Genomic DNA, 13,522 nt, shown 5'->3' with positions numbered 1-13,522 from the left:
AAACAAACAAACAAACAAACAAACAAACAAACAAACAAATAAAGCCCTACAGTTTCTTGTAAGACTTTATTCTCTCTATTTTGCATTTTCAGAATCTTCTAATTCTATATTTTGTCGTAAGGAATCCAATTGATCCGGTATACTTTTTTGACAGATTGCCAAATCATATATTCTAGAAACATAAAACAAGGATGTCTTAGAATTTATTTTTTTATGTTAAGGCTTCAAATGGTTACCTTATTTCTCCCCTTCACCACCAGAATAAATGCAAGAAATTAAATTGCATAAAAAATAAACCTTAGACGCTTTCTCAAAAGTCTAAAGTTTAAATAAAAAATTGATGTTAACTGTTTTAAGTTGTTTTTCCTATTTTATTGTTATACTTCCCTCCTTAAAACTTCTAACGGTGGACTTTTTAAAACACTTCTAATATTTATTAACCCAGCTAATAAAACCAATACTGTAATTCCTGGTAGAAAAACTAAAAAAGGAATTAAAGATGGAACAAAAGGTTCTTTAAATAATAATGTTGCTAATAATTGGCTACTTAAAAGCGATAATAAAATACCAACCAAACTTCCTAACATTCCTAAATAAATATATTCTAGTGCTGTAATACGCAATATTTGTTTGCTTTTTGCACCCAACGTTCTTAACAATACACTTTCCTTAATTCGTTGGTATTTACTGTTTCTAACAGAACCAATTAGAACAATAATTCCTGTAAGTATGCTAAAGAACGCCATAAAATTAATAATCCACGATATTTTATCTAAAATATCTTCAATAATGGTGTAAATCTGTCGTAAATCTAATACTGAAATATTTGGAAATTTTTGCACTAAATCGCGTTGTAAATCGGCAGAAACCGCTTCATTTGGCACATTTGTAGTTAATACATTAAACTGTGGCGCATTTTCTAAAACACCTCTAGGAAAAACCACCGAAAAATTAAGTTGCATACGTCCCCAATCTACTTTCCGAATACTTCCAATGGAAGTCTCCATTAAAACACCTTGTATATTAAAGACTACCTTATCTCCTATTGCTAAATCTGCATCTCTGGCAATATTATCTGAAATAGAAACTAAAATAGGTGCGCCTTTAGGTGTGCTACCAGTCCAAGTTCCTTCTATTAGTTCTTCTGAAGCTAGCAATGAGTCGCGATATGTAACTCTAAATTCGTGGTTTAAAATCCATCGATTCATAGTTGAAGCAGTATCTTTACGAATATCGTTTACCAATCGTTCTTTAATTTTATGCATTCGCATAGTAACAATAGGAATATTATCTATTACCTCCAATCCCTTTGGAAGCACCGTATTTACAACTGCTTCTTTTTGATTGGTTTGTACATCCATTAAAATAATATTGGCATTTTTAGAATTATTTTCTATAGCTGTTTTTGCCAAAAGTATGTCTTTCGTAAAATACAAGGTACTAATTAAAAAAGTTCCTAAACCAATAGCTAAAATAAGTACCATTGTCTGGTTATTTGGACGAAATAAATTAAGTAAACTTTGACGTTCCGTAAACCCCCAATTAGTTGGAAAATACTTTTTAATTAATTTCATAAAAAGGCTTGAAATTCCTGCCATAATAGAGAAAGTAACTAAAATACCAACTGTAAATAATAGTCCGAACAATGCATTTTTTAACAGCCAAAACGAAAACAAAAACACAAATAATAAAATTGCAGCCAACGTTAACAATCGTGCTTTTCTTGGTTTTACTAAATTTTCATCTGTTCCCCGCAATACTTCCAAAGGAGAAACATACCAAGTGCCTAATAATGGTAACAATGCAAATAATACAGACATTAAAACTCCCAACGTTACTCCCATTATTAATGGTTGTGCTGTAATAGATATTTCTATATCAAATGGTAAAAAACCTTTTAGAATATATGGAAAAGCATATTGCAAACCTGTACCAATAGCAGCTCCTATTATTCCACCAATCAATCCAATTCCAACAATTTGAATTAGGTAAATTAAAAAAGTTTGCTTTCTTGAAGCTCCTAAACATTTTAAAACTGCTACATTTTTTAATTTTTCTTTAATATAGATATGAACAGAACTTGCAATTCCAACACACCCCAAAAGAAGTGCAATAAATGCTGCCAAATTTAAAAATTTACTTACGTTATCGTACCTTCTACCTAAGCGTTCACTCGTACTAGTATGCGTATCTAAATCCGCATTTTCATCATCTAAAATAGGATCTATTTTTTTATCTAATAATTCCAAATCTAGTGTTGGCGGTGCTACAAAAAAGTATTGGTATTCTTTTCTACTTCCTAATTGTAGTAATTCCGTTGCTTCTATAAAACGAAATGGAATTAATACTGTAGGTGCAACTGAAGAGGAAAAAGCCGTGCTTCCAGGAATTGATTTTAATGCTCCTATTATAGGGAAAGTTATCTTACCTAATTTAATAGAATCTCCAGGTTTTAAATTATATTGCAACATTAATGTAGCATCTACCAATGCTCCACCCAATTCTTGATATTGTTTTGCAGCATTAACTGGCTCAGTATCTAATGTTCCATAAAATGGAAAATTACCTTCTATGGCACGTACTTTTACAAGTTTAGTACCTTCATTTTTTGGAAACGCCGCCATTGAAACAAAATTAACTTCTGAAGCTGCTACATTCAGCGAATCTATAATCTCTTGTACTTTTTTAGATGGAAGCTGTCTGCTGTCAATAATAAAATCCGCACCCATTAAAGCTTTGGACTGACTTTTAATGTTTTGTTTTAAATTCTCACTAAATAACTGAATGGAAACAACAGCTGCAATACCCAAAATAATAGCTGCCATAAAAAGCATTAATCTAGATATACTTGCTTTTCCATCGCGCCAAGCCATTTTAAATAGCCACTGTACAGCAGTTTTTGAGGATAAATTACGCATTAAACCGCAGTTGTTTTTTCATTCGACATTATTTTCCCTCCTTTTAATCGCAATATTTGTTGTGTTCTATTCGCCAAGTCTAAATCGTGGGTAATAATAACCAACGTAGTTCCGGCTTCTTTATTTAATTGAAAAAGTAATTGAATTACCTTTTCGCCAGTTTCTTCATCTAAATTCCCAGTAGGTTCGTCAGCAAATAAAATTGATGGTTTGTTAGAAAATGCCCGCGCTAATGCAACACGTTGTTGTTCTCCACCAGATAATTGCGTCGGATAATGATGTAAACGATCTGCCAATCCTACTTTTTCTAATAATTCCACACCAATTTTAGCAGCATTTTTATCACCTTGCAACTCTAAGGGTACAATTACATTTTCCAATGCTGTTAGTGTTGGTAATAATTGAAAATTCTGAAAAATAAAACCGACTTCTTTATTACGCAATTGTGCACGCTCATCTTCATTCAATTCTTGCAAATTACTACCACATAATTCTATATTTCCTGAACTTGGGTGGTCTAAACCTGCGCACAATCCAAGCAACGTAGTTTTTCCGCTTCCTGAAGGACCAACAATAGAAAATATACTTCCTGCATCAACTTCAAAGGAAATATTACTTAATACTGTTAGTTTTTTTGAACCGCTTATATATGTTTTCTCTAATTCGTGAATCTTTAATATCTTTGTCATAGTATTCATTTAATTTATATGCTAACAAAAAAATGCGAAAACGGAAAAATAAACATTTGATTTTTAATTTAAGTATTAGTAGCATCCTCTTTTTCTTAAAGTTTTGTTATTTTTTAGTTTTTACCTTACTACTTTCTTGTGGGTCAGACACTTCTAAAAAGGAAAAAATAAAAGAAACCGCTCCAATAGAAACTAAAGAAACCATTACAGAAAATAGCACCACAAAAACTATTTTAATTTTTGGTGATAGTTTAACGGCAGGTTACGGATTAGAAGATACAAATGACGCTTTCCCTGCGCTAATTCAATCTAAAATAGACTCACTTTCCCTAAATTATACGGTTATTAATTCTGGTGTTAGTGGGGAGACTACTGCAGGAGGAAAAAGTAGAATAGACTGGGTACTGAATCAAAAAATTGATGTTTTTGTTTTAGAATTAGGTGCCAATGATGGTTTGCGTGGTGTTCCTCTATCAGAAACCCGTGGAAATTTACAAGCAATTATTGATGCTGTACGAACAAAAAATACAACGACTAAAATTATTTTGGCAGGAATGCAGTTACCTCCAAATATGGGACAAGATTATACTTCTAAATTTAAAACTATTTTTCCTGAACTGGCTGAGAAAAACGACCTCTATTTAATTCCATTTTTATTGAAAGATGTTGGAGGAGTTCCAGCGTTAAATCAAGCAGATGGGATTCATCCAACAGTTGAAGGTCATAAAATATTGGCAAACAATGTATGGGATGTTTTAAAGAATGTAATAAAAGAATAATTTAAAAATAGAAGACTTATTTCAATAACTATCAACTTAAACTATTAAATTCCCTCCATTAATGTTAACGCCTTCTATTTGCTAATAAAGGTGGTGGCTCTCCGTTAAAAGGATTCCAACGACTGATACTTTTTACACCCATCCCAGAAGCTCTAATAACTGCTCTATCTCCATAACGTTCTCTCATTTTATCCATTGCTTGGTATAAATTTAAAATTTTATCATTGTCTTCAAATAAATTAATTTGATGACCTCCACTAACTAAGTGGCTAAATTTAACACCAATTAAACGCACTAATAATCTCCGTTGGTACAAACTTTTATACAACTCTATAACAATTGGAAGTATTGCATGGTCTGATGAACTATATGGAATTCTTTGTTGCTTTGTATAAGTTTGAAAATCGGAATAACGTATTTTAAAAGTAACACAGGCGGTTAACTTATCTCCTCTTCGTAATTGAAAAATTAAATTTTCTGTCATTGCAACTATAATACTTTTTAACTTGGTTACATCGGTGGTATCTTTATCAAAAGTGCGTTCTGTAGAAATAGATTTGCGTTCGTGGTATTTTATAACTGGCGTATTGTCAATCCCGTTTGCTTTTTTCCAAATAGTAGTTCCTGATTTTCCAAAAACTCGCGCCATCATATTTACGGGCATTTCCTGCACTGTTTGTATGCGTTTTATACCTAAATCGCATAATGTATTATAAGTTTTTTCACCTACCATTGGTATTTTACGAACAGATAAGGGTGCTAAAAAAAACTTTTCAGTTCCTGTATTAATTTTTAACTCATTATTAGGTTTCGCTTCACCAGTTGCAATTTTTGAAACTGTTTTATTTGCCGATAAACCAAATGAAATAGGCAACCCTGTTTCCGTGATAATTTTATGTCGTAATTCTGAAGCTAATTGATGACAACCAAAAAATTTATCCATTCCTGTTAAATCAATATAAAACTCATCTATAGATGATTTTTCATATAAAGGAACGCTGTCGTTTATTACATCGGTTACTAATTTAGAATATTTGGTGTAAATACCCGAATTGCCCCGTAATACAATTGCCTCTGGACATAGTTGTTTTGCCATACGCATTGGCATTGCAGAATGTACGCCGTATTTACGCGCCTCATAACTACAACTTGCAACTACACCTCTATCTGATGTACCGCCAATTAAAACGGGTTTATTATTTAACCGACTGTCTATTAATCGTTCACACGATACAAAAAAAGTATCTAAATCCATATGTACAATGGAGCGTTCTAATGTTGAGTTCATACCGTTATTTTTTTAGTTGCTTCTGCATATCTAGGATCTTCAATAATGGCTAGTTTCTCCATTTTTTCTATTTCAATATTTACACAGTCAAATTCTGCACTTACTTTTCCTGTTAATTTATAAACACCTCTTCCTTTAAATGGGTATTTTTTTGCTGCCAGCGGAAAATGAACCGTATCAATATGATCGCCGTTACTATCTACAAAAGTTCCAAAATACATTAAATCGCCTTTTGAAGTTCCTGTTCTTTTTGCTGTTACATAATAGCCATAAACAGTAACCATTTTACCTATATAATTTAATAAGTCTTTTGCCATAACTTTTTGATGAATTGGTACTCTTAATAATTTAAACGGACTACACAACGGAAATCCTAAATATTGAATTTCATCAAAAGCATCTTCAAAATTAGAACAACTTAGTTCGGGTGTTTTATAGGTGATTTTTTCAGATTTAAAAAGTGTTGCTACGGTTTCCTCTAAAACTACTTTATTTACTTTCATATAGGCTTCCCATAACAATTCGCGCTTGTTTCGCCCAGTAAACTGAAACGCATTTACTTTTATAAGTATTGAAAGTTGTTGTAATGAAATGGGAACGCGATCTATAAAATTATCTAAGTCCAAAAACAAGCCATTTTGTTGTCTTTCTTTTACAATTTTTGAAGCATTCTTAACTTCAAAACTCTCTAACATAATAAACCCTAAATAAATATTATTTCCTTCTATATGGTTCTGATACTGAGATTTATTTATTGTTGGAGGATGCACAATACCTCCATTCATTCTTGCATCGTGTATATAATATTCGGGTCTGTAAAAACCTCCAAAATTATTTAAGGTTGCAACTAAATATTCCAATGGATAATACGCTTTTAAAAACAAACTTTGATAGCTTTCAACTGCATAAGACGCTGAATGTCCTTTGGCAAAAGCATAGCCAGCAAAACTCTCTATTTGTCGCCATATTTCTGAAGTCAATTCTAAACTATGGCCTTTGTTTTTACAGTTCTCAAAAAACTGATTTCTAACCTTCATAAATTCATCTCGAGATCTAAATTTCCCACTCATTCCTCTTCGTAACATATCGGCTTCACCTAAACTTAAACCTCCAAAATAGTGCGCCACTTTTATCACGTCTTCTTGATATACCATAACGCCATAGGTTTCTGGCATAATTTTTAGTAAAATTGGATGCGCCTCTTTTCTGCGTTCAGGGTTTCTATAGCGTAAAATATATTCGCGCATCATACCCGATTTAGCCACTCCTGGTCGTATTACAGAACTTGCAGCAACCAAGCCTAAATAATTATCTACTTGTAACTTTTTTAACAACATCCGCATTGCAGGAGATTCTACATAAAAACAACCAATAGCCTTGGCATTTTTTAATAAATACTTAATTTTTTCATCTTTTTTAAAACGTTTAATATCGTGTATATCAATAGTTGAATGTGTTGGATGATTGTATTTAACAATGTCAACCGTTTCGCGTATTTTTCCTAAACCACGCTGACTTAAAATATCGAATTTATACAAACCAATATCTTCTGCAACCACCATATCAAACATTGCTGTAGAAAACCCTTTTGGAGGTAAATAGGTTGCTGTGTAATAATGAATGGGTTTTTCTGAAATTAAAATTCCTCCAGGATGAATGCCTAAATAGTTTGGAAAACCTTTTATCATTTTACTGTAAACCAACACCAAGCGCGATAAATTATCTAAGTTTTTTACTTCAAAATATCCTGAAGATAGTTTGTCAATTTCTTCTTTTGGCAACCCAAAAACTTTTCCAATTTCTCTAACAGATGCTTTATACTTAAACGTGTTATAAACCGCAATTAACGATGTGTTTTTAAAATTTTTAAAAACAAAGTTCATGATATCATCCCTATCTCTCCAAGAAAAATCTAAGTCAAAATCGGGTGGATTGGTTCTATAAAGGTTTATAAAACGCTCAAAATACAAGTCTAATTCAATAGGATCAACATCTGTAATACGCAATAAATATGCTACTATACTGTTTGCTCCACTACCTCTACCAACATAATAATACTGCTTACTTCTAGCATATTTTAAGATTCTCCAGTTGATTAAAAAATAAGATACAAACTGTTTTTGTTTTATAATTTCAAGTTCTTTTTCTAATCTGGAAAAGATACGCTCTCCAATTTTTTTATACCTATAATTTAAACCTTCATAAGCTATTTTTTTTAATAATTTAAAATCCAGTGTTGCATTATTACTATACGTTTTTTTATTTTTTGGTGCATTGTTAGAAAAATCAAAAGTTATGTTACAACTATCCAATAACCTTCGTGTGTTCTCAATAATTTGGGGATACTCACTGTACAAGCTTTTTAAAGTTTCAACAGGTAACATACTATCAGTTTCTTCACCTTGTTCAGTTTTTAGGAGTTTGCTTAACAACGTATTATTATCAATTGCTCTTAACAACCTATGTGCATTAAATGCTTTTTTATTTTGAAATGAAACCGGTTGTAAAATCACTAATTTATTTAATTGTAACTGCCATTTTGAAAACTTTAGCCGATTTACATCGGATGGTTTTACGCCAATAAACTCATGCGGTTTTAAATTAAAAACTTTACTTTGAAAAGGATAAATTACATAAGTATTGATAAGGTGTTTTGCGGTATCTGGAATTACTTTTTTTTCTGAATGTAAAAATTCTGATAGATAATTATTAATTAATAGCAACGACTTATTGCAACTTGCCAATAAGATGAATTTTTGCTGCACACCATTTCTAAAATCCACACCAAGTACTGGTTTTATTGAGTATTTAGGTGCTAAACGCACAAAATCTAAATTAGCAGATGTACTATTAATATCTGTTAAAGCCATTGACTTAACACCTTGCTGAGAAGCAATTTGCAGCAATTCTTCTGGCTTTAGAGTACCATATCGTAAACTATAATACGTATGTGTATTTAAGTACATTGTTTATAAATATTTTTTTATGATAGTTACTTTTTTGCTAAATTAGCCTATTCTATGAGCGCATGTTGCTCACATTTTTAGCATTATGACTTTTTTAGGAAAAAATATTAGATATATACGTGTTCAAAAAGGCTTAAGCCAAGAGCAGTTTGCAGATGATTTAAAAGTATCTCGCTCACGAATAAGCTCTTATGAAGAAAATAGAGCAATGCCTCCAATAAATTTTATAATTGATTTATCTAATTATGTAAATATTTCTATAGATATTTTACTTAAAAAAAGATTAGATAACTTAGAAGTATAAATATATGTTATCAAACTAAAATATTGAAACAAAAAGAAGAACTAATGGAGCGTTTTAACGCTTCAATAGACGCTCTAAACAACTACGAACCTATTGAGTTTTGTAGTGCTTTTTGAATATCTTAAGACACCTGTAATAACTAAAGAGAATAAAAGCCCTTTTAATAAACTTTGAAAATTAAGGTTGATAGCGATTTTAGACAGTAGCTTTTATAATTATAAATTGTTAGAATTTAATCTATTAAAAATAGTGAATTTATTATGTTTAAAATCCTAAAATGGATGTAAAATTGTATTAGTATTACTCTAATAATCTATAAAAAAATTAGAAGAAACTTCAGTTTTGGCTAAGACTCTTGCTTCAAAAAATCCAACCATACCTTTCATAAATTAAATATACAAGCTTTTCTTTCAGTAAATTACCAATCTCCATTAAAATATTTGTAGGATAAAGATAGCGTCTTACTCTATTATAATTATAAGATAGATGCTCTATATCTATAGTTCTTTTTAACTTCAATATTTTAAGATGCATGTCTATTTCTTCAAAAGAATTGTATGTTTTTGGTGTCATAATTTATCAAAATAATGTGTAGAAAAAAACTTAATTATCGGTTTATTTATGCGTTTGCGAAGTAGGTAGCACAACAATGCTAAAAAGATAAAAAATACGCCTACAATTGCAAAACCATACCAAATATTGCCCAATATTTGTCCAATGGCATAAGATACTCCTAATGCCAATACAAACAAGGCTAATAACAACATAGATCCAACTAATAATACCTGAACAGATGCGGTTACTAACCTCATTAATACTTTAAATACTTTTAACTGCAAATACGCTTCGCTATTTTTTAAATAAGAGCGAATGTCTGTATCGGCTTCTATAAGTGTATCTTTAAATTTATCAAAAGCCATACATTACTTTTTATGCAATTGTGCGTTTTTCTTTTTAATATCTTCTAACTTACTTTCTAAAGCATTAATAATGTCTTCTGCTTTATAACTTAAACTTGAAATGGCATCGTCTAATTTTTTATCAAATGCTTCCTTTTTTTCTTGTGCGGTTTTTGTAATTTCTTCTTTCGCATGTTTTACACGATCCGAAATATCGTGCGATGTATCTGCAACTGTTTGCTTTATTTTTTCTCTTGTTTCACTTCCTTTATTTGGCGCAAATAGAATACCGAATCCCGCACCGATAGCTGATCCAATTAAGAATGAGAAAAACATATTTCCATTATTTTGTTCCATGATTATATTTTTTTAATTATTTACTATTTGTAAATTTAAAAAGAGTAACTCCTTTTCAAAATGACCTAGGTCATTCTTATAAATTAAATTGTTCTTGTTTAACAATAAAAATAGGATCATAATTAAAACAAAAGATGACCCTCGTCATTTTACTTATTTTGAAATTACATTATATTGGTTAGTTATCTTTCTTTTAAAGAACCTAAAAGATTATTATGCCTTTTCTCCGAGCCACCATCTAATTTTGGAAGTTTTAATTTTTATAGGTGCTCCATATTTAAATTCTAATTCTTTATAAATGTAATTTACTCCTTCACTAACAGAGTCTGTAACTAAAAAAAGCTGTAAATCTTTTTCAGAAATTGTTCCAAGTTTTTGCATATTATCAATTTGCTCTAATAAATTAAACCAATAATCCTTTCCAATTAAAACAACTGGGAAATCAGCTATTTTGTCGGTTTGTAATAGTGTTAGTGTTTCAAAAAGTTCATCCATGGTTCCAAAACCTCCTGGAAATACTACAAAAGCATAAGAGTATTTTAATAACAATACTTTTCTAACGTAAAAATGATTTAAGGTTATATTAAAGTCGAGATACGGATTGGGCTGCTGTTCCTTTGGTAATTCTATATTGCAACCAATAGATTTACCTGCAACATCTTTAGCGCCTCTATTTGCAGCTTCCATAATACCAGAACCACCACCAGTTATAATTGTAAAACCCTTTTTTGACATTAGTTGAGCAAATTTTCTAGCTTGCTGGTAATACAAATTATCCTCCCCAAACCTGGCAGAACCAAAAACAGTAATACACGGATTTACAAAATGTAATTTTCTAAATCCATGAACAAACTCAAAAACTATAGAAAGTAAGCTTTTAAACTCCTTAAAACGGCTTCTTTTACCACCAAGAAATTCTGCTTCGCGATGATTTTTCATTCTAAAATTTAATTGTTTTTCAAAGATATTATGAATCTGAGAATTGTAAACTGATGAAGATCATTTCAATAACAATTTTAATAAGCTTACTTTGTTAATAGCAATAATTAATTTACACAAAAAATATGTTGGGCTACTTAAACAAAAATCAAATTGAACACCTTCTTTACAGTCTAATAATTGGAAGGTTGGGTTGCCATGCGCATAACAAAACATATGTAGTTCCTATTACTTATGCTTATGATGGCACCTATATTTATGGACATACAAAAGAAGGTTTAAAAATTGAAATGATGCGAAAAAATCCTGAAGTATGTTTTGAAGTAGATGCTATAGAAAATATGAGTAATTGGCGAAGCGTTATTGCTTGGGGTAAGTTTGAAGAATTAAAAACACCTGAAAAACGCGAAGAAGGTATGCTGAAATTAATGGATGTTGTAATGCCTTTAATGACTGGTGAAACAACAATTAGCAACCCTATGTCCGATACACATCAAAAATGCATAGAAGCAATGAAGGGGGTTGTATATAGAGTTAAACTAACAGAAAAAACAGGGCGTTTTGAGAAAACTTAAGTTTTAACTAAAATAAATAGTTAAGAAAAAATACAGATTAAATTGAATATTTGGTTGTAATAAAATTTTATTTATTAAAATAATGCGAATCATTTACAATAACTAATCCATCTATTTAATTTGAAAAAAAAATGAAATATTATGAAAAATAATAAGTTTTTTATATTGTTACTTATAGCTACCTTAGTTGCAACAAGTTGTGGTCCTGTTGTATTTTCATCAAGACCAAATAATGCTCCACCACCTTGGTTCTACCCAAACCGTTTAGAAATGGTACGTTATGTATATTTTCCAGAGTATTCTATCTACTTTGACTTAACAATGAACAATTATTTATATCTAAATAACGGTGTTTGGGTGCGTGTTAATGTATTGCCGCCTCAATACAGACATATAAATTTAAATCGCAGTAGGTATGTTCGCGTTAAGAATTATAGAAGTGAAAATATTAGAGATTATCACAACAAAAATGTTAGAAATAATTCCAGTAAAAGGTCTTCAAATACAATTAGAAGAAGAAATTAATCTAACCTATATTTAATTATGGTAAATGTTGTTTAATTATATCTCACGTCAATAATCTCTAATTCCAGCCATTTAAAATCACCATTTTTTAATTTCCAGGTTACGCTACTTTTATTCGGAATTATAATACCATTAAAAGTTTTGTAACTATTATTTTTTACTAACCATTTTTCTAGTTTAGAATCGTTTTCACCTCCATAATAGCGGTTCGCTTCAAAAGAAACAATATTCCCTTGATCTGAAAATGAAAATACGCCAGAAACACTTTTACCTTCAATTGTTAATGTTGCTCTAGCTGAATTACTATCGATTGCTTCCCAACTAATATAACTATTTAGAGCTGCAGATGGAAACCAGCAAGTTTCAGCTAAAAATCGAATCATAGCTCCTTGGTTTATTTTGCTATTTTTACCTTCGTTTACAACTGGAATTAATGAAGCTAATTTTATAAGCATTTCACCTTCTCCTTTGTATAATTTATCTCTTCCAACCATTTTAATTAATGGCATTGCATCAACCTTGGTTACCCATACAAAAGCAGGTTTTTGTAAATTAAAAGACTGTGATGCTTCAAAAGATAGCCATTTACCGCCTGGTTTGGTTCGCATGTTCCCAATTTGTTTAATGCAAACAGCAACTACTTGCTCTTTTCCTATAACACCAGATATTTTCATCCATTTCTGAACGATTTCTGGTAGCTGTGCTATATCATTTTCAGAAACTTTAGAGAGGTTTTCAAATGGAATATTTTGCAGTATTTGCTCCGATTCTTTTTGAACTATAGTATTAAACTTAAAATTACCATAAGCAGACAAACCTACGAACAAAATTAAAATATTTGCAATTGTTCCAACTTTGGTATCTTTCCAATAAACAATAATTAGAAATTGAGAAATAATTACGGAAATTAAAGTAATTACAAGCCACCAATCTTTTTTAACTAGAAATAATACTACTGAAAATAAAAACATTAGTGTAGCAACCAACCAAAGTATTCCTAAAGGTTTTGAAATACTTTGAGTTAATTGGTGTATTTCTGCTAATTGAAATGCTTTTACAAAACCTATGAAATGGATGCCTGCATGCAATAATAATATAAAAACAAAAACAAATTTCATTATTTAATACTCAATTAACGCATTATAAATTTTATAAGCTATTCATATTTTTTTGATTGTATAAAAATAGTTATTTTAGTTCCTATCTAAAATGATTTAGATCATTCTATAAAAAAAATCAAAATTATAGTCAATAAAAAAATAAGGCAATCACAAAAAATCCAC

Annotated in this window: 13 protein-coding genes; 4 read left to right on the top strand and 9 right to left on the bottom strand. The window is 30.5% G+C overall.

Going from position 1 to position 13,522, the window contains the following annotated elements; genetic code table 11:
* Positions 1 to 377: 377 nt before the first annotated feature.
* Together IEW75_RS14185 and IEW75_RS14180 are read right to left on the bottom strand one after the other, a co-directional pair.
* Entirely contained in the window at positions 378 to 2,873 is a 2,496-nt protein-coding gene (locus IEW75_RS14185) for an ABC transporter permease (RefSeq protein ID WP_134247205.1), read from the bottom strand.
* Positions 2,874 to 2,917: 44 nt separating this feature from the next.
* Positions 2,918 to 3,607, bottom strand: a complete 690-nt coding sequence (locus IEW75_RS14180) for an ABC transporter ATP-binding protein (protein WP_134247048.1) — start codon at positions 3,605 to 3,607, stop codon at positions 2,918 to 2,920.
* A 32-nt stretch (positions 3,608 to 3,639) separates the two neighbouring features.
* Between IEW75_RS14180 and IEW75_RS14175 the strand changes: the two genes are divergently transcribed.
* Positions 3,640 to 4,386 carry an arylesterase gene (locus IEW75_RS14175; RefSeq protein ID WP_134247049.1) on the top strand — a complete coding sequence of 249 codons (747 nt, stop codon included), beginning with the start codon at positions 3,640 to 3,642 and terminating at the stop codon, positions 4,384 to 4,386.
* 64 nt (positions 4,387 to 4,450) lie between these two features.
* Here IEW75_RS14175 and dinB read toward each other — a convergent pair whose 3' ends face one another.
* Both dinB and IEW75_RS14165 read right to left on the bottom strand, forming a co-directional pair.
* Positions 4,451 to 5,674 carry a DNA polymerase IV gene (dinB, locus tag IEW75_RS14170; RefSeq protein ID WP_134247050.1) on the bottom strand — a complete coding sequence of 408 codons (1,224 nt, stop codon included), beginning with the start codon at positions 5,672 to 5,674 and terminating at the stop codon, positions 4,451 to 4,453.
* Positions 5,671 to 8,640 carry a DNA polymerase III subunit alpha gene (locus tag IEW75_RS14165; RefSeq protein ID WP_134247051.1) on the bottom strand — a complete coding sequence of 990 codons (2,970 nt, stop codon included), beginning with the start codon at positions 8,638 to 8,640 and terminating at the stop codon, positions 5,671 to 5,673. The genes dinB and IEW75_RS14165 overlap by 4 nt, the downstream gene beginning before the upstream one ends.
* Before the next feature lie 85 nt (positions 8,641 to 8,725).
* On the opposite strand from IEW75_RS14165, the gene IEW75_RS14160 reads away from it, so the two are divergent.
* Positions 8,726 to 8,944 carry a helix-turn-helix domain-containing protein gene (locus IEW75_RS14160; protein WP_134247052.1) on the top strand — a complete coding sequence of 73 codons (219 nt, stop codon included), beginning with the start codon at positions 8,726 to 8,728 and terminating at the stop codon, positions 8,942 to 8,944.
* 360 nt (positions 8,945 to 9,304) lie between these two features.
* On the opposite strand, the gene IEW75_RS14155 is transcribed toward IEW75_RS14160, so the two are convergent.
* The 4 genes from IEW75_RS14155 to IEW75_RS14140 all read right to left on the bottom strand — a co-directional run bounded on the left by IEW75_RS14155 (position 9,305) and on the right by IEW75_RS14140 (position 11,139).
* A complete protein-coding gene (locus IEW75_RS14155; RefSeq protein WP_134247053.1) occupies positions 9,305 to 9,517 on the bottom strand; it encodes a DUF6327 family protein in 213 nt (70 codons plus the stop codon).
* Positions 9,514 to 9,864, bottom strand: coding sequence for a hypothetical protein (locus tag IEW75_RS14150; RefSeq protein ID WP_134247054.1), 351 nt, complete (start codon positions 9,862 to 9,864; stop codon positions 9,514 to 9,516). Before IEW75_RS14150 ends, IEW75_RS14155 begins: the two co-directional genes overlap by 4 nt.
* Positions 9,865 to 9,867: 3 nt before the next feature.
* The gene (locus tag IEW75_RS14145; RefSeq protein WP_134247055.1) at positions 9,868 to 10,200 is read right to left on the bottom strand and encodes a YtxH domain-containing protein; all 333 of its coding nucleotides are present in this window, start codon (positions 10,198 to 10,200) and stop codon (positions 9,868 to 9,870) included.
* A 213-nt stretch (positions 10,201 to 10,413) separates the two neighbouring features.
* Positions 10,414 to 11,139: an LOG family protein gene (locus tag IEW75_RS14140; protein ID WP_134247056.1), complete on the bottom strand. Its 726-nt coding sequence runs from the start codon at positions 11,137 to 11,139 to the stop codon at positions 10,414 to 10,416.
* Between the two features lie 125 nt (positions 11,140 to 11,264).
* On the opposite strand from IEW75_RS14140, the gene IEW75_RS14135 reads away from it, so the two are divergent.
* Positions 11,265 to 11,714, top strand: coding sequence for a pyridoxamine 5'-phosphate oxidase family protein (locus IEW75_RS14135; protein ID WP_134247057.1), 450 nt, complete (start codon positions 11,265 to 11,267; stop codon positions 11,712 to 11,714).
* Between the two features lie 141 nt (positions 11,715 to 11,855).
* Positions 11,856 to 12,239 carry a hypothetical protein gene (locus tag IEW75_RS14130; protein ID WP_229714469.1) on the top strand — a complete coding sequence of 128 codons (384 nt, stop codon included), beginning with the start codon at positions 11,856 to 11,858 and terminating at the stop codon, positions 12,237 to 12,239.
* A gap of 32 nt (positions 12,240 to 12,271) precedes the next feature.
* On the opposite strand, the gene IEW75_RS14125 is transcribed toward IEW75_RS14130, so the two are convergent.
* Positions 12,272 to 13,357 carry a DUF6920 family protein gene (locus IEW75_RS14125; protein ID WP_134247059.1) on the bottom strand — a complete coding sequence of 362 codons (1,086 nt, stop codon included), beginning with the start codon at positions 13,355 to 13,357 and terminating at the stop codon, positions 12,272 to 12,274.
* Between the last annotated feature and the right edge of the window lie 165 nt (positions 13,358 to 13,522).

This window comes from Lutibacter litoralis, from assembly GCF_014646675.1.
Taxonomy (GTDB): domain Bacteria; phylum Bacteroidota; class Bacteroidia; order Flavobacteriales; family Flavobacteriaceae; genus Lutibacter; species Lutibacter litoralis.
Note: the sequence above shows the minus strand (reverse complement) of the source record. Positions and strands in the feature narration are given on the sequence as shown.